Raw genomic sequence first — 19,508 nt, 5'->3', positions numbered from 1 at the left:
GGAATATCGGCGTGTTCCTGCAGATTAACAAATAAAGACTAAGGAGTAACGCAAACAGTATTTCTATAGTTGCCTTTCCAAATTCTTTCCAAAGGTCCACCTCCCGTGTCCGTTGAGTACGCGTAGTCTCCATCTGAATCACTCGTCCAAATCCACATAGCGGGGTAGAAATGATGAATATAATACGTCGGCCATCCCCACTCAGTTACAAATCCAGCCCCTATTCGGCGCTGGACACCATTATAAGGTGACGACGGCATGGCACCGAACTTACTACCTGGACACTCAAAGTAGGGGTTGGTAGAATCCTTACCATCACCCCGATCAATACAAACAGCATTGGTCAGGTCTTTGACCTGTGTCAAACGATACCCCAAACTAGGACACCAAGCTTCTTGCTCTTGAAAGGTCCCCCCCCACCCTTTCCTCGGATCATATTTATAATCTCCACGGATCACAAACCACTTCTGCAGGACAAACCCATATTTAATTACCTCGTTCCCCCCGCTATCTCTACCTATTATTTCAAAGGTCTGTGGTAACCTTGGCACAGCAATTCGACTTGGGTACGGATTCTGCCATTGAGAGTTTGTTGTCGCTGGACCTTTTAGCGTAACCTTAAGAAAAGACATGCTTCTATTTATACCTCTACACACATCAAATTCGATCTCTAAGCATCGCATTTTTGTTACTCTTTCCAACAATATGGTGATGATCCCCTCATGCGGGGATGACTCCCATATCAATTCATCGACCTCTCCAACCATGAGTAAATAAAAATAAAGTCCATCAGCTCCTGTAGTTGGAAAATTTAGCGCATATGATGCCGGATTGGTTGATTGGACTAAGGCTCCATAATCTGGATCCCATATACCAGGGATAGTAAACCTGGATAGTCTGGAGTATTCAAGAATAGGTCTTACATACTTGAGCTCTCCCCATTGTAACGCTGGTAGTATTATGGCATCACTACGATTATCCCCTCGACCATTTTGGCCCGCTAATGCTGGCAAATGCCATAAACATGACAATAATAACACCGCCAACGCCAACGGTTTTTTTCGAGATAATTTTGAGAGTAATTTGAGAAATAACTTCGAGAATATAAACGAGGCAAGAGGAAAAACGCATCTGATGCGTCTATTTGATAAATTTAAGACATTGGTTTGCCAGTGCTGGTGTCTGGTGTCTGGTGTCTAAAATGATAATGCATTACTGTTCACCTGTCAAGTAAATTTATGTTTTATTTCGATTTTTTATATCTATTTGCTTATTAAATAAGCTGATTTTTAAAATCGGTGAAATTATAACCGTTTTAAAAAAGCTTGGCTAGTTTTTTTTGGGGGATTTTTGGGCGAAAATTATTTAGGAGTGACTTCAATTAAGTTTTATGACATGCTTTAATAGATTGAAATATTATTAATAAGCAAAAAATAAAATGAAATCAATATATTTCCTGACAATTTTTTGCCTAATATTGAGGCTTTTGTTTAGATTGGTGGAATGGATTGGGTGTAGTGGTTTCAGGCATGTGCAGCTTAGATGTTTAAAATAGCTATAGTGACCAGTCTGAGTTAGGGAATTATAGCGAATTCCCTAACATGACAATGCGGTAGCGGAGGCGACATTTAAAACAATTAAAACCGAGTTTGTAAAAGGCCAACGTTTCAACTCAACAGCTGAGTTATAACGCGATTTTTCGACTTATGCCTATTGGTATAATCAGAAACGATTACATTCTTCGTTAGGCTACTTGCCTCCCGTCGAATTAAAAAACATTTACCCCCGTCATTTTTTGTTTGAAAATGTGTTGCCATTCCATTCTTTATACTCTAAATATTTATCCCAAATAAGTTGCTTCAACATCATTCGTGCGGTTTATCCCTATGTGCATAGGGAACAGAAATCATTTTGCATAATAATATCAACAATCGGCGGTTTATCCCTATATGCATAGGGAACAGTAAATGCCCAACAATGTGATTTTCACCACATTCGGTTTATCCCTATATGCATAGGGAACAGTGCTCAATTGTTTTATAAAAAACTGTTCACCGCGGTTTATCCCTATATGCATAGGGAACAGGTTTCCATGGCAATAATAGAGATTGCAAACAGCGGTTTATCCCTATATGCATAGGGAACAGATCACGGCGAACGGGGTTAACTTGGGCTGAAGCGGTTTATCCCTATATGCATAGGGAACAGCTCCGACATTTAAAAGTGCATGCGTTATGAAACGGTTTATCCCTATATGCATAGGGAACAGAAGCGGTGCTTGAAGACGTAAAAAGGACAAGGCGGTTTATCCCTATATGCATAGGGAACAGACCAATTATAACATTTTGTTTTATAATTAAAATATTTTAGTTTAAATTTCTACCAACTTTTTTAATTATTCTTAAAATAACAATTACTTTATAACACATTGTTTTTATTAAATTAATATTAAAAATAAGATAGAGAATATGGCGCTTTTTTTATTCTACCAATTAATCTTTAAATTTCTTATAGTTATAACATAGTTAGCAATAAAACAAGGTATTTCTTTATTAAAAAAAGCACAATTTTTGTTAAAAATATTCAGGAGTCTATACCGTTTCAACGTGAAATTATTTTAAATTTAATGAGTTAATAAATTTTATTGATGAAGAATAATATACTATTTAATGTATTTATTCCGATAATGAGCGTGAATATCAAGGCACAAGTGAACACCTATTTGTTAAAACAGGTAATAAACTATAATATCAATCAAAAAGTTACCAAACCAGCCAGCGCACAAACGACTGGCAAAGCGGAAAGAGTGATACGAACTTTGAATTGCGATGTGGCATCATCAATCAATATTTAACAATTCAAAAGATAGGCAACAAAACTTAAGCGATCTATTAACTATTATAATACCGTTAAACCGCATAAGGCGATTTCGGAGAAAACGCCTTATGCGGTTTTAGAGGATTATTTTAGCCATGAAGTGTAAACAACTAAGCGTTTTCCTACAATTTAGCTATAGCAACAAATTGGCGCATGATTAAAATAACGCCACTAATATCGCACCAACTGCAATCATAGCGACACCAACGCCAGCTAACAACGAGATCTTTTCACCAAATAAAACAGCGGCAAACACAACAGCAAAAACTACACTTAACTTGTCGATTGGTGCAACTTGCGACACCTTGCCTTCTTTGATCGCCATAAAATAAAATAGCCAAGATAGCGCGCCAGCAATACCGCTCAATACAATAATGAGTAATGCCTTTTTATCATTAAAAAAGGTATTGATAAGGTTAAGTTTACCTTGAATAGCAACCACACCAACTAAAAAAGTAGCCATCACAATAGCACGGATAGCTGTTGCCGTGTTGGCATCAAGATGCTGTAAGCCAATTTTCCCTAAAATAGCAACACATGCCGCAGTAATAGCGGAAAGCAAAGCATAAATAAGCCATGCGCTCATATTAATATTTATCGATTTTAAATAGATATTGTTGATTGTTTAAATTAGCTTCACATTGTTGTGATTTATTCATAACGCCACGGCAATCTTCTAAAACTCCGTGAGCTTTTGACCAATGGTAGGTTTTGCCTTGGTCGTTTTTTCCGCCACATCCCACTAACGCTAAGCTAAACATTAAACAAGATAATCCAATAACTACCGCTTTCATTTCTTTCTCCTTTTTTGGCTAATGCATAAAAAATTAACCGTATTACGTTTGTTTTTATTTAGATTATTTTAATCCAGAATTGATGTGATTGATAGCTAAAGAACCGCCTATTTTTACAAGATGAAAGCTGCGCGCTTCTCGAAGTTCACTTAATAATTTAGGGGGTTCATCTAACGATTCATCTGCAAGTTCAAATGCTCCCCAATGGATAGCAACGGCTGAATGGCATTGTAATTCATCATACAATTGTACAGCTTGTTTTGGATCGATATGCTGTGATTGCATATACCAACGTGGCGCATAAGCACCAATGGGAATTAGTGCCAAATCAATTGAAGGGAAACGCTGGGCAATTGCTTTTAGTTCAGAAGAATAACATGTATCCCCCATAAAATAGACTGTTGTTAATTGATTTTGATTATCACTATTAGATTGAATCATCCAACCACACCACAATGCCTTATTTACATCCAATAACCCACGATTGCTCCAGTGTATAGCAGGTGTTGCCGAAAAACTAAGCCCATCAACAGTTACCCGCTCCCACCAATCTAGTTCATTAACATACTTGGCCCCCCATCTTAATAATGTTCGTTTTAAACCAAGAGGAACCATCATCACAATATGAGGAAAACGCACAAGTAATTGGCGTATACTGCAATAATCAAGGTGATCATAATGATTATGTGAAATCACGATAAAATCGATTTGTGGTAGTTGATCAATGTTTAAAGCTGGCGGTGTTCGGCGTTTAGGCCCAATTAATTGTGAGGGTGAAGCCCGTTTAGAAAAGATAGGATCAGTCAATATCATTTTGCCACCTAAACGAATCAAGGTTGTTGAATGGCCAATCCACCAAACCCTATCGCCTGATAAGCTAAAGTTTATTGGTTCAAACCATATCTGATTAAAGGTTTGATAACCTACTTTAGGCGGTAACACTTTACGCGTAAAACGCCAACGCAAAAACTCTCCTATTTTAATTTTAAAAGATCCATGGTGCCGAAATCCTTTAGCTGTATGATGTATTTTTTTAGGCGTTAAATCTTGCTTTTGCTTTGTCATCGTTACAATCTTTTTTACAATGAATAGTTTAACAATTTGCCGCCCGTTCAATGACTACGGCAACATTTTGAGCATTAGCTATCGCATTTGGTTTAGATACTTTAACTCTAAGCCAGTTAACAGAAAATTGTTTAATAATCATTTCAGCAATTTTTTCTGCTACACATTCAATAAGTTCAAATTTCGAGGATTCAATAAATTGTGTAATGCTTTGACTAACCTGAAAATAATCTAAACAAAGAGAAACATTGTCACTTTCGCCAGCTGGTTTGTTATCCCATGCCATTTCAAGATCGAGAATTAACTTTTGCTTGATGGTCTTTTCCCAATCATATACACCAATGGTGGTTAAAACCGTTAATCCTTCAATTAATACTCTATCTTTGCTATATGTGTTCATACCTGATTCCCAAAGCTTAGTTACATGAAATAGAGATTACCGAATCTTGATAAATTACGCTATAATTTATTTCAAATAATATAATATATATGTAATTATGACTCGAATTTTTCAGCCTTTTACTATTGAACAAAATAGCATTATTACTTTAGATGACAATGCATTTAACCATCTTATTCGCGTATTACGCATGAAAGTAGGTGAAAATATTATTCTATTTGATGGTTCAAACCATATCACTCCAGCGGTTATACAGCAAATCAATAAAAAATCGGTGACAGTCAAAACAGCTTCGTCCATTTTAGATAATCGTGAATCACCATTAGAGATCCATTTGGGACAAGTGATATCACGTGGTGAAAAAATGGAATTTACGATTCAAAAATCAGTAGAGTTAGGCATTAGTAGCATTACCCCTCTACTTTCTGAACGCTGTGGGGTAAAATTGGATGCCGAACGGTTAGATAAAAAAGTTCAACAATGGCAAAAGATCGTTATTTCGGCTTGTGAGCAGTGTGGTCGTAATGTAGTGCCCGTTGTCAACCCTGTAATAAAACTTGAAACTTGGTGTGCAAGTTTAACAACTCAGTTACGCTTAAATCTACACCCTAAAGCTAAACATGGAATTACACAGTTGCCTAGTGGTTACAATGACATTAGTTTACTAATTGGACCTGAAGGTGGTTTGTCGAACGATGAAATCAATATGACCCATAATTATCAATTTACCGATATATTGCTTGGTCCGCGTGTTTTGCGTACCGAAACGGCAGCATTAACCGCCCTAACCGCCTTGCAAGTGCATTTAGGTGATCTTGGATAAATACATCAAAATACAGCTGATAAGTAATGATTACTTTGCAACTGCGCTTGTAGCGAGTATGATATCAGAAAGCACTGCGTTGGGTATAATCATAAAAAATCTGTTAAGAAGTTTCAGAAAATACCAACGTTTTAATATAAAAGCCGATTAAACAAGATAACATCAGTAAGGAGTCATCATGATAAAACTGGGCATTGTAATGGATCCCATTAGTCATATCAAAATTAAAAAAGATTCCAGTTTTGCCATGCTACATGAAGCACAAAAACGTGGATATCAACTTTTTTATATGGAGATGAATGATCTCTTCTTAAAAAATGGTGAAGCTTATGCAACAGCACGCACATTAACGGTTTATGACGATAATCATCATTGGTTTGATGTAAGCGAAGAACAGAGCATACCATTAACTGACCTTGATGTTATTTTAATGCGTAAAGATCCCCCTTTTGATACTGAATATATTTATGCTACATATATCTTAGAGCGTGCAGAAGCTAAAGGTGTATTAGTGGTGAATAAACCGCAAAGTTTGCGCGATTGTAACGAAAAACTCTTTACTGCATGGTTTGCCGAGTTTACCCCTGAGACACTGGTTACTCGTCAAACTCAGCATATTAAAGCATTCCACCAAACACATCATGATATCATTTTAAAACCACTTGACGGTATGGGTGGCTCATCTATATTTAGAATCAAACAAGACGATCCTAATGTTTCAGTGATTATTGAAACCTTAACCGAACATAATACGCGTTATTGCATGGCACAAAACTTTATTCCTGCCATTAAAGACGGTGATAAGCGTGTTTTAGTGGTTGATGGCGAGCCAGTACCTTATTGTTTAGCTCGAATTCCACAAAAAGGCGAAACCAGAGGAAACCTTGCTGCCGGTGGGCATGGTGAAGTGAGAGCATTAAGTGAAAGTGATTGGCACATTGCTAAAAGCATCGCGCCAGTTTTAAAAGAAAAAGGCCTTTTGTTTGTAGGGCTTGATATTATTGGTGATAAGTTAACTGAAATTAACGTTACCAGCCCAACTTGCATTCGCGAAATTGAAGCCGCCAATCCCGACCTGTCAATCACCGGTATGTTAATGGACGCAATTGAACATCGATTAAATAAAAAGAGTTAAGCAATGATTAGAGAATATAAACCCGAAGATTTAAACAGCGTAATGGCAATATGGTTGCAAGGTAATTTGCAAGCTCATGACTTTATCGATCCTGAATTTTTTAAACAAAATTATGATTTAGTGAAAATGCTAATTCCAATGTCCACTTTATACGTGCAAGATCTTAACGGCGTAAAAGGGTTTATTGGCTTAACCGAAAATTACATTTCAGGACTGTTTGTTGATCAAGATCACCGCCGACAAGGAATCGGTCACGCATTAGTTAACAAAGCGAAACAGCACCACAATGAACTGCTGGTACATATTTACAAAAAAAATAGTGCGGCGATTGATTTTTATCTTGCTCAGAATTTTGATATTGTTTCAGAATCGATCAATGAAGAAACCAATGAACCTGAATTATTAATGCGCTGTATTGTTGAACATAACGTTAAAATTGGCAAATGTGCATTATAAATATACCTAAATGTGAACCTATGAATTTAAAAGATCATTTTATTATTGCTATGCCAACACTTGATGACTCGTTGTTTAGTCATTCAGTTATTTATATTTGTGAACATAATCGCGATGGCGCCATGGGCATTATAATTAATAAACCGATTATTGAACTTAATGTAGCCACAGTTCTTACACGGTTAGAAATCACGTCGCCAACAAGTTGTGCTGAGTTAGAGTATCCTGTATTTTGTGGCGGACCAATTGCTGAAGAACAAGGATTCATTTTACATACACCTCAACAAGGATTCGCCTCTAGCATTCAAATTTCGGATGATGTGATGATTAGCACTTCGCTCGATGTTCTTAAATCAATTGGATCTCCTGAGCAACCGCAAAATATTTGTTTAGCATTAGGTTATTCAAGCTGGCAGTCATTACAACTTGAAGATGAAATTGGTCGTAATGATTGGTTAGTGGCCGATGCTGATGCACAAATTATTTATGAAGTTGCTATTGAGGAGCGTTGGCAAAAAGCCGCTGCATCACTTGGCGTCAATATGAATACTATTTCACACCAAATGGGTAATGCATAACCTATGGCAACCATTATCGCATTTGATTTTGGCACGGCAAGTATTGGAGCGGCTATTGGTCAAGATATTACAAAAACAGCCAACCCTTTGTGCTCGTTTAAAGCACGTGATGGCATTCCTAACTGGCAAGCTATCGAGAAAGTCTTAAATGAGTGGAAACCTGACTTTTTAGTAGTTGGATTACCGTTAAATATGGATGGCAGCGAACAACCGCTGACAGCAAGAGCGCGTAAATTTGCCAATCGTTTACATGGCATGTTTGGTTATCAAGTACATTTACAAGATGAACGATTATCAACCGTTGAGGCAAAATCCCATATTTTTGCTTCGCGGGGTTACCGCGCACTTGAAAAAGGTCACGTTGATGCAACTTCAGCCATTATTATTTTAGAAAGTTGGTTTGAAAATAATTAGCAATATTTAATAAATTGGTTATTTTATCAATAATTAATCGCCATTAAATTTCATCCTTGCTAAAATAATCATCTACTTTCTATTGTAAGGATTGCTTGCTGTGTCAAATAATAAATCTCTCAGTTACAAAGATGCTGGTGTCGATATTGATGCTGGCAATGAACTTGTTAATCGCATCAAATCTGTCGTTAAAGAAACCAGACGACCTGAGGTTATGGGGGGACTAGGCGGCTTTGGTGCGCTATGTGCTATTCCTCAAAAATATAAAGAGCCGATATTAGTATCAGGCACTGACGGTGTGGGGACTAAATTACGCCTTGCAATGGATTTAAACCGTCATGAATCAATTGGTATTGATTTAGTGGCCATGTGTGTAAACGATTTAATTGTACAGGGTGCCGAGCCTTTATTTTTCCTTGATTATTATGCTACAGGTAAACTTAATGTTGATGTAGCAACGACTGTAGTTGCTGGCATTGCCGAGGGATGTAAACAATCGGGGTGCGCTTTAGTGGGCGGTGAAACGGCCGAAATGCCGGGTATGTATCATAATAATGATTATGATTTAGCTGGATTTTGCGTTGGCGTCGTTGAAAAATCTAAAATGATTGATGGCAGTAAAGTGCAAAACGGTGATGCATTAATTGCCCTTGCATCAACTGGTGCTCACTCCAATGGCTATTCATTAGTGCGTAAAATTATCGAAGTCAATGGCGTAAATCCTGCAACCGAACAATTAGACAGCAAACCACTTGCTGATCACCTACTTGCACCCACTAAGATTTATGTGAAGTCTGTCCTTGATCTTATCTCCCAAGTTGACGTGCACGCTATTGCCCATATTACTGGTGGCGGATTCTGGGAAAACATTCCGCGTGTTTTACCTGACAATACTCAAGCAGTTATCAATGAATCAAGTTGGCAATGGCCAGCCATATTTGATTGGCTACAACAAGCTGGCAATGTTAGTCGTCACGAAATGTACCGAACTTTTAACTGTGGTGTCGGTTTAATTATCGCATTACCTAAACAATCAGCCGATAAAGCAATTAGCTTACTAAATAACCATGGTGAAAAAGCGTGGTTATTAGGTGAAATTAAGCACGCGACATCAAGTGAACGTGTTATTATTAAGTAGTGAGTATTCTATTTGAGATATTATTCAGCTTTAAACAAGTTGAATAATATCTATTTAGACTATTTCAAGTTTTATCGATTTAAATAATGCCCCATAGTTTAATTACCGATATATTATTGTTTTATTTTTTATATCTTTATCATTCGTCTATCCTTTAGCTTAGAATTCCAACGATTTTACTCAAAAATTTAATATAAAAATAGCTCAAAGCAATCTGACTTTTTGGTACAATAGCAGAAAATATTATAACAAAGTGATGTCGTAATACTTTAAAATAAAAGGTTTTTTAATGATCATATCAGATGCTAACAGCGCGGTGTCATCCGTCGCTTATCGTGCAAACGAAGTTATTGCTATTTACCCAATTACTCCAAGCTCAACAATGGCCGAACAGGCAGGGACGTGGGCTGAATTTAACAAACCAAACGTATTTGGTGATACGCCAAGAGTGATTGAAATGCAGTCCGAAGCCGGGGCAATTGCGACTGTTCATGGTGCATTAATGACAGGTGGACTAGCCACTTCGTTTACTTCGTCACAAGGTTTACTTTTAATGATCCCATCGCTGTATAAAATAGCCGGTGAACTAACTCCTTTTGTTTTGCATGTTGCTGCTCGTACCGTTGCAACGCATGCGCTTTCAATTTTTGGTGATCATTCTGATGTGATGGCAATTAGGCAAACGGGGTTTGCTATGCTTTGTTCAAGTTCTGTGCAAGAAGCGCAGGATTTTGCCTTAATTTCGCAAATGGCCAGCTTTAATAGTCGCGTACCTTTTATTCACTTTTTTGATGGATTTAGAACATCACACGAAGTTAATAAAATCTATCCAATTAGCGATGACCAAATCCGTAACTTATTACCACACGAAGCCATTAAAGCCTATCGCTCGCGTGCTTTAACACCTGATAACCCAGTAACACGCGGTACATCAGCTAATCCAGATACCTACTTTCAATGTCGTGAAGCAATAAATAGCTATTATGATAATGTCTATCAACATGTTGTTGATGCTATGGACGCTTTTGCAATAGAAACGGGCAGAAAGTATCAACCTTTTGAATATTATGGTGCAAGTGATGCTGAGCATATTATTGTGATTATGGGATCGGGGGCAAGCACCAGCAGAGAAGTGGTAGATGTATTACTTAAACAAAACGAAAAAGTCGGTGTGGTAACAGTTAGATTATTTCGCCCTTTTTCTGCCAATCATTTGCTAGAGGTTATTCCAAGTACAGTGAATAAAATTGCTGTTCTTGATAGAACTAAAGAGCCAGGCGCTCAAGCCGAACCGCTTTATTTAGATATTATGACTGCATTTGCTGAAAGCTTATCACGTGGTGAACGCAATAGCATGCCAATCATTGTCGGTGGGCGTTATGGATTATCGTCTAAAGAGTTTGATCCTCGTTGTGTGCTTGCCATTTTTACTGAATTAGGATTAGATAAACCTAAACCACGATTTACCGTTGGTATTTATGATGATATAACAGGACTTTCTTTACCGTTGCCTGAACAATCTATTCCACAAAAATCAGCTCTTGAAGCCCTATTTTATGGACTCGGTAGTGATGGCACAGTGTCGGCAACCAAAAATAATATTAAAATTATTGGTGATAGTTCGCCTTTTTATGTACAAGGATATTTTGTTTATGACTCTAAAAAAGCAGGTGGTTTAACCACTTCACACTTACGAGTTAGCTTAGATCCCATTGATTCCCCTTATTTAATTACCAGTGCCCACTTTATTGGCTGCCACCAAGATCAGTTTATCGATAAATATCAAATTGTTGATAAATTAAAAGACGATGGTATCTTTTTGCTTAACACGCCGTACAGCAAAGATGAAATTTGGCACCGCCTTCCTAAAGAAGTGCAAGTGCAATTAATTCAAAAACGAGCACATTTTTATATCATTAATGCAGCAAAAATTGCTCGTGAATGTAATTTAGGGGCAAGAATTAATACCGTTATGCAAGCGGCGTTTTTTCACCTAGCTGAAATTTTTAAAAATGATTTTAATATTACCCAATTAAAAGAAGTCATTGCAAAAAGTTACAGCAGTAAAGGACAAAATTTAGTTGAAAATAACTGGAAAGCACTCGATTTAGCTATCGCTTCGCTTGAGCAAATTCCACTTAGTTGTGTTGATCAAAGTAGTGCCATGATGCCACCAGTTGTGCCAGCTAACGCGCCTAATTTTGTTAAAACAGTCACTGCGGCTATGTTAGCTGGTTTGGGTGATAGCTTGCCTGTCTCAGCATTTCCACCCGATGGTACATGGCCAATAGGCACAACCAAATGGGAAAAACGTAACATTGCTGAACAGATCCCTATTTGGCAACCCGAGCTATGTACTCAGTGTAATCACTGTGCAGTTGCTTGCCCACATGCTGCCATTCGTGCAAAAGTTGTTGCGCCCGATGATATGGCTAATGCACCAGACTCATTAAGCTCGCTTGAAGTCAAAGCCCGTGATATGAAAGGTCAACGCTATGTGTTGCAAGTTGCACCCGAAGATTGTACAGGCTGTAATTTGTGTGTCGAAGTTTGCCCTGCCCGTGATCGCAATAATTTTGCAATTAAAGCAATTAACATGCAATCGCGTATCGACAACCTTGATACTCAGCGTACCAATTTTGACTACTTTATGGCATTGCCTGATCGCGATATTAATACACTTGAACGTATTGATGTGCGTACATCGCAATTACTTACACCTTTATTTGAATATTCAGGTGCTTGTGCTGGTTGTGGTGAAACGCCATACATTAAATTGTTAACACAACTTTATGGCGACCATTTAGCCATTGCTAATGCCACAGGATGTTCATCAATTTATGGTGGTAACTTGCCATCATCACCTTACACCACTGATCGCGATGGTCGTGGACCGGCTTGGGCAAATTCGCTATTTGAAGATAATGCTGAATTTGCTTTAGGGTATCGCATTACTTATGATCAACATAAAAAACGTGCATTGCGCTTACTTGATTATGTTGCTGGTGACATTTCGCCCGAGATTGTCATAGCATTAAAATCATCTGAGACATCTATCGCTGAAAAACGTCAACAAATCGTATTGCTACGTGAACAACTTGCCCACCTAGATTCAGCTCAAGCACAAGCGTTAATCCAAGATGCCAATTACTTGGTTGATAAATCAGTTTGGGCCATTGGTGGTGATGGTTGGGCTTACGATATTGGATTTGGTGGGCTTGATCATGTTATGAGCTTAACTGATAACGTAAATATATTGGTGCTAGACACCCAGTGTTATTCTAATACAGGAGGTCAACAATCAAAAGCCACCCCAATGGGCGCGGTATCAAAATTTGCTGATTTAGGCAAGCATAAAGCCCGTAAAGATCTTGGTGTGAGTGTAATGATGTATGGACATGTATATGTGGCACAAATTGCGTTAGGTTCGCAACTAAATCAAACGCTTAAAGCCTTACAAGAAGCTGAAGCATATGATGGACCATCGCTCATTATTGCTTATAGCCCTTGTGAAGAACATGGCTATGATCTTGCTAAATCACATGAGCAGATGAAGGATTTAGTTAAATCAGGATTCTGGCCTTTATATCGTTACGACCCACGCCGTATGGCAGAAGGCAAGCCAGCTTTGGTATTAGATTCAAAAGCGCCAAACAGTGAGTCATTAACTGGTATATTACTAAAAGAACAGCGTTTCCGTCGTTTAGAAACACTTGAACCTGTGATTGCTAATACCTTGCATGAGCGTTCAACCAAAATGGTGGACTCTAAATATAAGTTTTTGCAGATGTTGGCAACCTTTTCAGATATCGAAACACCAGCGGATAGCTAACATTAATTACCCATAGTAATTGACAAAAACCTCCAAAGGACTGTTATTTATAACGGTCCTTTTTTATACACTTTCTTGAGCAATAAAGCACCAATATTGTGCAGATTCAAATCAACATGTAGTGATAGCAACAACATCATCTCCCATTTTTCGTCGTTATTACCACATAAATCAAGCTCTCTATTGAACATTAAAAACTTGGTATTATTTTTGCTTAATTAATAATTGACCCAATAAGGATCAATTAAACATGAGGTGAATCATGATATCTAACTTAAATATCAGTAGAAGAAAATTAATCACATTTTCAAGTGCAGCAATAGCTGGACTATCTATTAATCAATTATTATCTAAAGCTCATGCAATGGAAGTGCAAAATTCAGTTTCATTCTCTCTACCCATGGTGAATAAAGTTGTCACGCCAGATGCTACTAATCCTGTTCGACTTAACTTTAACGAAAATACACTAGGCATGTCACCAAGTGCTAAGCAAGCTGCCATTGATGCTGTTCCTAAAGCTAATAGATATGCAAAAGCTGAAATGCCGCTATTAAATAAAGCATTGGCGCAACATCACCATGTTAGTGAAAAACAAATCCTTTTAACAGCGGGATCATCAGAAGGTATCCGTAGTACTATTTCTGCTTTTGTCAAACCTAATACGCAATTAGTTATACCAGAACTTACCTATGGTGATGGCGAGCATTTTGCTAAAATTTTTAATTTAAAAATAACCAAAGTTCCATGTTTAACTGATTGGAAAATTGATATCACAGGCTTACAAAAAGCGGTTGAAGATTATCAAGGATTTTCTATTGTTTATCTTGTTAATCCCAACAATCCAACTTCGACTGTGTTTGGCATGAAAGAGATCGAATCATGGATATCAAGTAAACCTAAAAACACAATTTTTATTTTCGACGAAGCATATGCTGAATTTGTTAATGATCCTACTTTTGAATCAGCAGACAAATTTATTACACAAGGATATGAAAATATTGTATTACTTAAAACATTTTCTAAAATTCATGCAATGGCAGGATTACGTGTTGGCTACGTTGTAAGTACTGATGAAAACATTAAAAATATAGCGCAGTATGTAGCAGGTGAAAAACTCAACTATTGTGGTGTTTGTGCCGCATTAGCATCAATAAATGATACTCAATATTTGTCTTACTCCAAAAAAGTAGTTGATGTATCGCGCGAAATCATGGAAAAAGTATTGTCAGAGTTAGGACTACATTATCTTAAATCAGAAACTAATTTTATGTTTCATAAAGTGCCTATCAAGTTAAATGATTATCGTGAATTAATGAAACATAACTTTATATTAGTCGGTCGAGATTTTCCCCCTGCGACCAATTGGTGTCGTATATCACTCGGCACACCGGGCGAAATGCTTTATGTCGCAAATGTAATGCGTGAATTAAGAGATAGAGCGATGATTTAATTATAAACTGAACGAATAATTAAAGCGCTCTAAATTGATTAAATTGAGAACGCTTTAATTTAAATACTCGATAAATCTCATTATTAACTACCGGTTAAACGGCGTGCCATCCAGTAATGTTTCTTCCAGTAACTTTCATTTAAGTTGGAATAGACAACCCCTTTCGACGTTGAAGCATGCAAAAATTTACCATCTGCATAGTAAATACCTACATGTAAACCACTACGGCTACGACCGGTTTTAAAGAACACTAAATCGCCTGCTTTTGGCTTCTTCACCTTGACACCTAATTTAGCTTGCTCTGCCGCACTTCTCGGTAAGGTTTTTGAAAGTTTATTTTTGAAAAAGTTCATCACCAAAGCAGAACAGTCACTACCGGCTAAAGTTGTACCTCCATAACGATATGGCGTATTATGCCATTTTTTATAGTGAGATTCTATTTTAGCTAACATAGTTGGGCTAGGTTTAGTACTCTTAACAGCAACTTGACCTTGGCTACTACTACAACCAAATAACATAAAGATAGAAAAGATCAACGTAGTTATTAAACAAAGTTGCTGTAAATTAATGCAATTGCTCAGCAACGTCCCTAATAGTCGATTGTCTTTTTTTGTCATTTCTTTTTGTTCCTTTATTTAAAATCGACCAATGCGAATAACGTCTTGCTACCTTTAAGCTTTTTGGTAACATTCCTTTTTCCCATTCACTTTTATCTAATTTAGATAATTTAACTGGGCTCATGTCCGCATGGCTGCGATGATTTAGACTTTCTTTTAGGCGAATTAATCGCAAAGAAAGAAAACAAATAATAACATCATCAACACTTAATTTACTATAACCAGAAAGCTGATACCGCATTCTAGCACCATAATGTTTTGCAGTTTGCATTAAACTACCCACTGCTGCGCCAATTAACGCAGCAGAGCCTAGCGAAATTCCTCCGGTTGCTAAGTCAATACTTGCACCTATCGTTGCGCCAGACACAAAGCCTTTAGTCAAATGGATACCCACCGTTTTTAATGCATCAACATTAAAAAGATCAGCATTATAACGACCTTTGATTAAAGGCAAATTCTCTTCACTTTCTTGAGTTGAATCGAATTGATATAACTTTAGTAATTCGTTAATCGCTATTTGTTCTCGCTTTCTGACTTTATTTTGCATATCAGTAATTGCTTGATTGTCATTTAATTTAGCCATTTCGTAAAAGGCAGTGACATCAACAAGAGTTTCAGCAATAATTTGATTTGCGGTTTGATTGCGAGATTCGCGAATTTGTGCGATTTTATCTAGCCAATTATCTAATATTTCTTTAGCTGGCTCAACCAGTAAAGCAAGGCTATGATATAAACGCTCCTCTCCATCTAGGGGAGGAAATACGGCGTCGAAGCGTATAATAGCATGAATGCCAATGCGTGACAGTAACTTTTTCCATTCCTTTTCATTCTGATCGCTATCAGAGATAAAATTTAAAACGGCTAATATGGGTTTATCACTATTGGCTAAAATAGCTAATTCATCGTGATACTTGGCCAATACTGGCTCGCGTGCATCAATGACATAAATGGCTGCATCGCTATTTAACAATTGTCTGATAACTTTAGCTTCTTGATTAAATACGTTTTCGGACTCTGGACTTTGTAAAAAAAAGGTTAATTTATCAATACCATCAAGTTTTGAATTAGCGGGAACAAGTTGGTTAATGTAATCATAAAGCGCTAAACTGTCTTCTAACCCTGGGGTATCATAAAAAACAATCGATTTATGATGTTCAAGTGGCAATGTTATTGATTCAACATGTCTTGTAGTACCGGGGCTATCAGACACATGACCAAAATGACTGTTACGAATCAAAGTACGAAGTAACGACGTTTTGCCAACATTAGCATGCCCCACCACTGCTAATTTTAACGTTGATAACATATTAAGGGTCCTCGCTTAGCCAATCAGGTTGAGCTAACTGAAAAGATAGCAATTGCCAATTATGATACTGTTTGCCTTGATTAATAAACCAAATACGAGTTTGCAGTGATTTATTAATCAACTGATGAATAAAATTCAATAATCCCCGATCAGGCGATCTATCAGTATCAATCGCTATTAATAGTTTTTTGGCCGGTGTCAATTGTAAATAATCTAAAATCTTACTGCGCTGCTCACGAGTATTTAAAAAACCTAAAAATGAAACAAATTCTGGATAATGCCAACTTTCTTGCACATCTATGGCAACCAAAAATACCCCCTCGCCGTTTTCAATTGAATGTATTGGTAAATACCATTGATTGCTGGTACTACCAAATTTATCTGCATCCTCAATCTTAACAAACAGTGGCTGTAATTGATTTGCTAATATCTGATAATCAGGGTGTGCAGTATTTAGCGTAATTCGACGACAACTGACCAACCAATTAACGCCACAAAATACCATACATAAAAAGCGTACCACCAAGCCATAGACAATAAACACGCCAAGCAACCAAACAGCCCATGATGAACGTACTTCACCAGCGCTTAGCGCATGTTCGCTTAGCTTTATGACTTCATCCTTAGGAATTTCAAAACCAAATAATGACGGTAAGTAACCTAAATAGTGAGTTAAAGCAATCACAGTATCAGAACTAAGCAGCGTTGTTTGCCATTCAAAGCTATAATGCTTAGTTGAAAATAGCACAACTAACACCAATAACGAGCTACTTAAAATTACAGTCCAAAACAGATTAAGTACAAAACCAATAAGCCAACGAATGCGCGATCCAAACAGCTCAACAAACGCAGGTATAAGTTGCTGGACTGTCTTTTTTTGAGAGAGTTTTTTAACTAACCATAACCAACAATGAATCAATAAACTGCCACCAAAATTAGCAAAAAAGAAGAACGAACCAAACCAAATAGATAATGTAATTAGATGCACACCTAATAAGCTAAAAAGAGCCCAATACAAATTGATTGGATTTTGGCTTAACGCCCCCAATGCTAAAGAGCTTCCCAAAAACACAGATAATAACAGTAATAGCACAAAAGAGAATTTAACAGATCGTAACAGTATTTTTTGCGCCGAATATAGCCCATTTTGTTTAGACAACATGGTTGCTCGCATCACAATTCGATCTGTAAGCGATATTTGTTCTGCTCTTACTTGTCGGTTAATGTCTTGGTCGGCAAATCGTCCAGACTCTGTTTCAATTAAATGGACGGTTTCGGTCAGCCAGAGTGATTTTAGCTTTTGTCGCATTAGATTTAATCTTCGCCATTATGATGAATATAATATAAAAGAAACGCGACCTAAGTCGCGTTAAAAAATCGAACCAATTACTGTGTTATTTCACCAATCTTGCTTAATAAAGTTTGAATACGTTGTTGCCATACTTGCTGATCTTGTTTTAGTTTTTCGTTTTCGTCGCGTAATACTTTCATTTCATCAGAACTATCGTTAATCAGTTGCTCCAACTCTTGATTACCTTGCTTTAAAGTAGCAATCTCTTGTTGTAATGTAGTGATAGTATTAATTGTATGTTGGATTCGACTTTCTAATTGATTTAATATTTCTAATGACATATTTTTCCTCAAGCTCAATTTATTTGATGTATAATAGATAGTATTATAACCAATTCATTCTGAAATCAACACCTTTTTAAATCTTAAGTTGGAGAAAATTATGCGAAAACCTCTCGTTATGGGTAACTGGAAACTCAATGGTAGTATTGAAATGGCAAAAAACCTAGTAGCAGGGCTAAAAAATGAGCTATCAGCCAATGCTCAATGCGATGTTGCCATTGCCCCACCAGTTGTTTATTTAGACTTTGTCAAACATCAATTAGGCAAATCGAATATTATTCTAGGTGCACAAGATGTAGGAGTTAACTTATCGGGTGCTTTTACTGGCGAAGTATCAGTCAATATGCTCAAAGAAATTGGCGTAACTCATATAATCATTGGTCATTCTGAACGTCGCACTTATCACAAAGAATCTGATGAATTTATTGCTAAAAAGTTTGGTGTAATTAAAGAGGCTGGTTTAGTGCCTGTACTATGTATTGGTGAAACCGAAGCCGAAAACGAAGCAGGTCAAACACAAGCTGTTTGTGCGCGCCAAATTGATGCAGTTATTAAAGCACTTGGCGTTCAAGCATTTAACGGTGCTATTATTGCTTATGAACCAGTTTGGGCTATTGGAACTGGTAAATCTGCAACTCCAGCACAGGCACAGGCAGTCCACAAATTTATTCGCGATCATATTGCCAAACAAGATGCAAAGGTAGCACAACAAGTGATCATTCAATATGGTGGTTCTGTTAATGATAAAAATGCAGCCGAACTATTTACTCAGCCAGACATCGATGGCGCATTAGTTGGAGGAGCATCATTAAAAGCCGATGCTTTTGCCGCAATCGTTAAGGCTGCTGAACAAGCTAAGAAATAAATCACCAACGTAACTAATAATAAAAAGACGCTTATTAGCGTCTCAGATTGATGACAAACCTCGATATAATTCGGGGTTTATTTTTTTATTTAAACCATAAATAAGATTTTTAATTTGGATTTTATT

The 19,508-nt window shown here is 37.1% G+C and carries 18 protein-coding genes and 1 CRISPR repeat array; of the genes, 9 read left to right on the top strand and 9 right to left on the bottom strand.

What is annotated here, in order from left to right:
• Positions 1 to 38 precede the first annotated feature (38 nt).
• The 5 genes from GQ593_RS06415 to folB all read right to left on the bottom strand — a co-directional run bounded on the left by GQ593_RS06415 (position 39) and on the right by folB (position 5,136).
• On the bottom strand, positions 39 to 1,040 hold the full coding sequence (locus tag GQ593_RS06415) for a hypothetical protein (protein ID WP_160431297.1): 1,002 nt from the start codon (positions 1,038 to 1,040) through the stop codon (positions 39 to 41).
• A gap of 834 nt (positions 1,041 to 1,874) precedes the next feature.
• A CRISPR array of direct repeats spans positions 1,875 to 2,330; the repeat unit is 29 nt; unit sequence CGGTTTATCCCTATATGCATAGGGAACAG.
• A gap of 704 nt (positions 2,331 to 3,034) precedes the next feature.
• Positions 3,035 to 3,463 carry an EamA family transporter gene (locus tag GQ593_RS06410; protein ID WP_160431296.1) on the bottom strand — a complete coding sequence of 143 codons (429 nt, stop codon included), beginning with the start codon at positions 3,461 to 3,463 and terminating at the stop codon, positions 3,035 to 3,037.
• Between the two features lies 1 nt (position 3,464).
• Positions 3,465 to 3,671, bottom strand: coding sequence for a hypothetical protein (locus GQ593_RS06405; protein WP_160431295.1), 207 nt, complete (start codon positions 3,669 to 3,671; stop codon positions 3,465 to 3,467).
• Positions 3,672 to 3,734: 63 nt separating this feature from the next.
• A complete protein-coding gene (locus GQ593_RS06400) occupies positions 3,735 to 4,736 on the bottom strand; it encodes an MBL fold metallo-hydrolase (RefSeq protein ID WP_160431294.1) in 1,002 nt (333 codons plus the stop codon).
• Between the two features lie 28 nt (positions 4,737 to 4,764).
• The gene (gene folB, locus GQ593_RS06395; protein WP_160431293.1) at positions 4,765 to 5,136 is read right to left on the bottom strand and encodes a dihydroneopterin aldolase; all 372 of its coding nucleotides are present in this window, start codon (positions 5,134 to 5,136) and stop codon (positions 4,765 to 4,767) included.
• 97 nt (positions 5,137 to 5,233) lie between these two features.
• Here folB and rsmE point away from each other — a divergent pair, with 97 nt between their 5' ends.
• From rsmE to GQ593_RS06360, 8 genes are all read left to right on the top strand, one after another.
• Complete coding sequence (gene rsmE, locus GQ593_RS06390) at positions 5,234 to 5,959, top strand: 16S rRNA (uracil(1498)-N(3))-methyltransferase (RefSeq protein WP_160431292.1); 726 nt, start codon at positions 5,234 to 5,236, stop codon at positions 5,957 to 5,959.
• Positions 5,960 to 6,137: 178 nt separating this feature from the next.
• Complete coding sequence (gene gshB, locus GQ593_RS06385; protein ID WP_160431291.1) at positions 6,138 to 7,094, top strand: glutathione synthase; 957 nt, start codon at positions 6,138 to 6,140, stop codon at positions 7,092 to 7,094.
• A 3-nt stretch (positions 7,095 to 7,097) separates the two neighbouring features.
• Entirely contained in the window at positions 7,098 to 7,550 is a 453-nt protein-coding gene (locus tag GQ593_RS06380) for a GNAT family N-acetyltransferase (protein WP_160431290.1), read from the top strand.
• Positions 7,551 to 7,570: 20 nt separating this feature from the next.
• Positions 7,571 to 8,128, top strand: coding sequence for a YqgE/AlgH family protein (locus GQ593_RS13620; protein ID WP_202115394.1), 558 nt, complete (start codon positions 7,571 to 7,573; stop codon positions 8,126 to 8,128).
• A 3-nt stretch (positions 8,129 to 8,131) separates the two neighbouring features.
• Complete coding sequence (ruvX, locus tag GQ593_RS13615; RefSeq protein ID WP_174796351.1) at positions 8,132 to 8,542, top strand: Holliday junction resolvase RuvX; 411 nt, start codon at positions 8,132 to 8,134, stop codon at positions 8,540 to 8,542.
• A 100-nt stretch (positions 8,543 to 8,642) separates the two neighbouring features.
• A complete protein-coding gene (gene purM, locus GQ593_RS06370; protein WP_160431289.1) occupies positions 8,643 to 9,680 on the top strand; it encodes a phosphoribosylformylglycinamidine cyclo-ligase in 1,038 nt (345 codons plus the stop codon).
• A gap of 289 nt (positions 9,681 to 9,969) precedes the next feature.
• A complete protein-coding gene (nifJ, locus tag GQ593_RS06365) occupies positions 9,970 to 13,512 on the top strand; it encodes a pyruvate:ferredoxin (flavodoxin) oxidoreductase (RefSeq protein ID WP_160431288.1) in 3,543 nt (1,180 codons plus the stop codon).
• A gap of 262 nt (positions 13,513 to 13,774) precedes the next feature.
• Positions 13,775 to 14,962 (top strand): pyridoxal phosphate-dependent aminotransferase, encoded by a 1,188-nt coding sequence (locus GQ593_RS06360; RefSeq protein WP_160431287.1) that lies wholly within the window; start codon positions 13,775 to 13,777, stop codon positions 14,960 to 14,962.
• 83 nt (positions 14,963 to 15,045) lie between these two features.
• On the opposite strand, the gene GQ593_RS06355 is transcribed toward GQ593_RS06360, so the two are convergent.
• The 4 genes from GQ593_RS06355 to zapB all read right to left on the bottom strand — a co-directional run bounded on the left by GQ593_RS06355 (position 15,046) and on the right by zapB (position 18,517).
• Positions 15,046 to 15,579, bottom strand: a complete 534-nt coding sequence (locus GQ593_RS06355; protein ID WP_160431286.1) for a C40 family peptidase — start codon at positions 15,577 to 15,579, stop codon at positions 15,046 to 15,048.
• On the bottom strand, positions 15,527 to 16,885 hold the full coding sequence (locus GQ593_RS06350; protein WP_160431285.1) for a DUF3482 domain-containing protein: 1,359 nt from the start codon (positions 16,883 to 16,885) through the stop codon (positions 15,527 to 15,529). The genes GQ593_RS06355 and GQ593_RS06350 overlap by 53 nt, the downstream gene beginning before the upstream one ends.
• 1 nt (position 16,886) lies before the next feature.
• Positions 16,887 to 18,194, bottom strand: coding sequence for a DUF2868 domain-containing protein (locus GQ593_RS06345; protein ID WP_160431284.1), 1,308 nt, complete (start codon positions 18,192 to 18,194; stop codon positions 16,887 to 16,889).
• Positions 18,195 to 18,271: 77 nt separating this feature from the next.
• Positions 18,272 to 18,517 (bottom strand): cell division protein ZapB, encoded by a 246-nt coding sequence (zapB, locus tag GQ593_RS06340; protein ID WP_160431283.1) that lies wholly within the window; start codon positions 18,515 to 18,517, stop codon positions 18,272 to 18,274.
• A gap of 100 nt (positions 18,518 to 18,617) precedes the next feature.
• Between zapB and tpiA the strand changes: the two genes are divergently transcribed.
• Complete coding sequence (gene tpiA, locus GQ593_RS06335) at positions 18,618 to 19,382, top strand: triose-phosphate isomerase (RefSeq protein ID WP_160431282.1); 765 nt, start codon at positions 18,618 to 18,620, stop codon at positions 19,380 to 19,382.
• The last annotated feature ends 126 nt before the right edge of the window (positions 19,383 to 19,508 follow it).

Origin of the sequence: Gilliamella sp. Pas-s25, from assembly GCF_009795885.1 — a bacterium.
Taxonomy (GTDB): Bacteria; Pseudomonadota; Gammaproteobacteria; order Enterobacterales; family Orbaceae; genus Gilliamella.
Note: the sequence above shows the minus strand (reverse complement) of the source record. Positions and strands in the feature narration are given on the sequence as shown.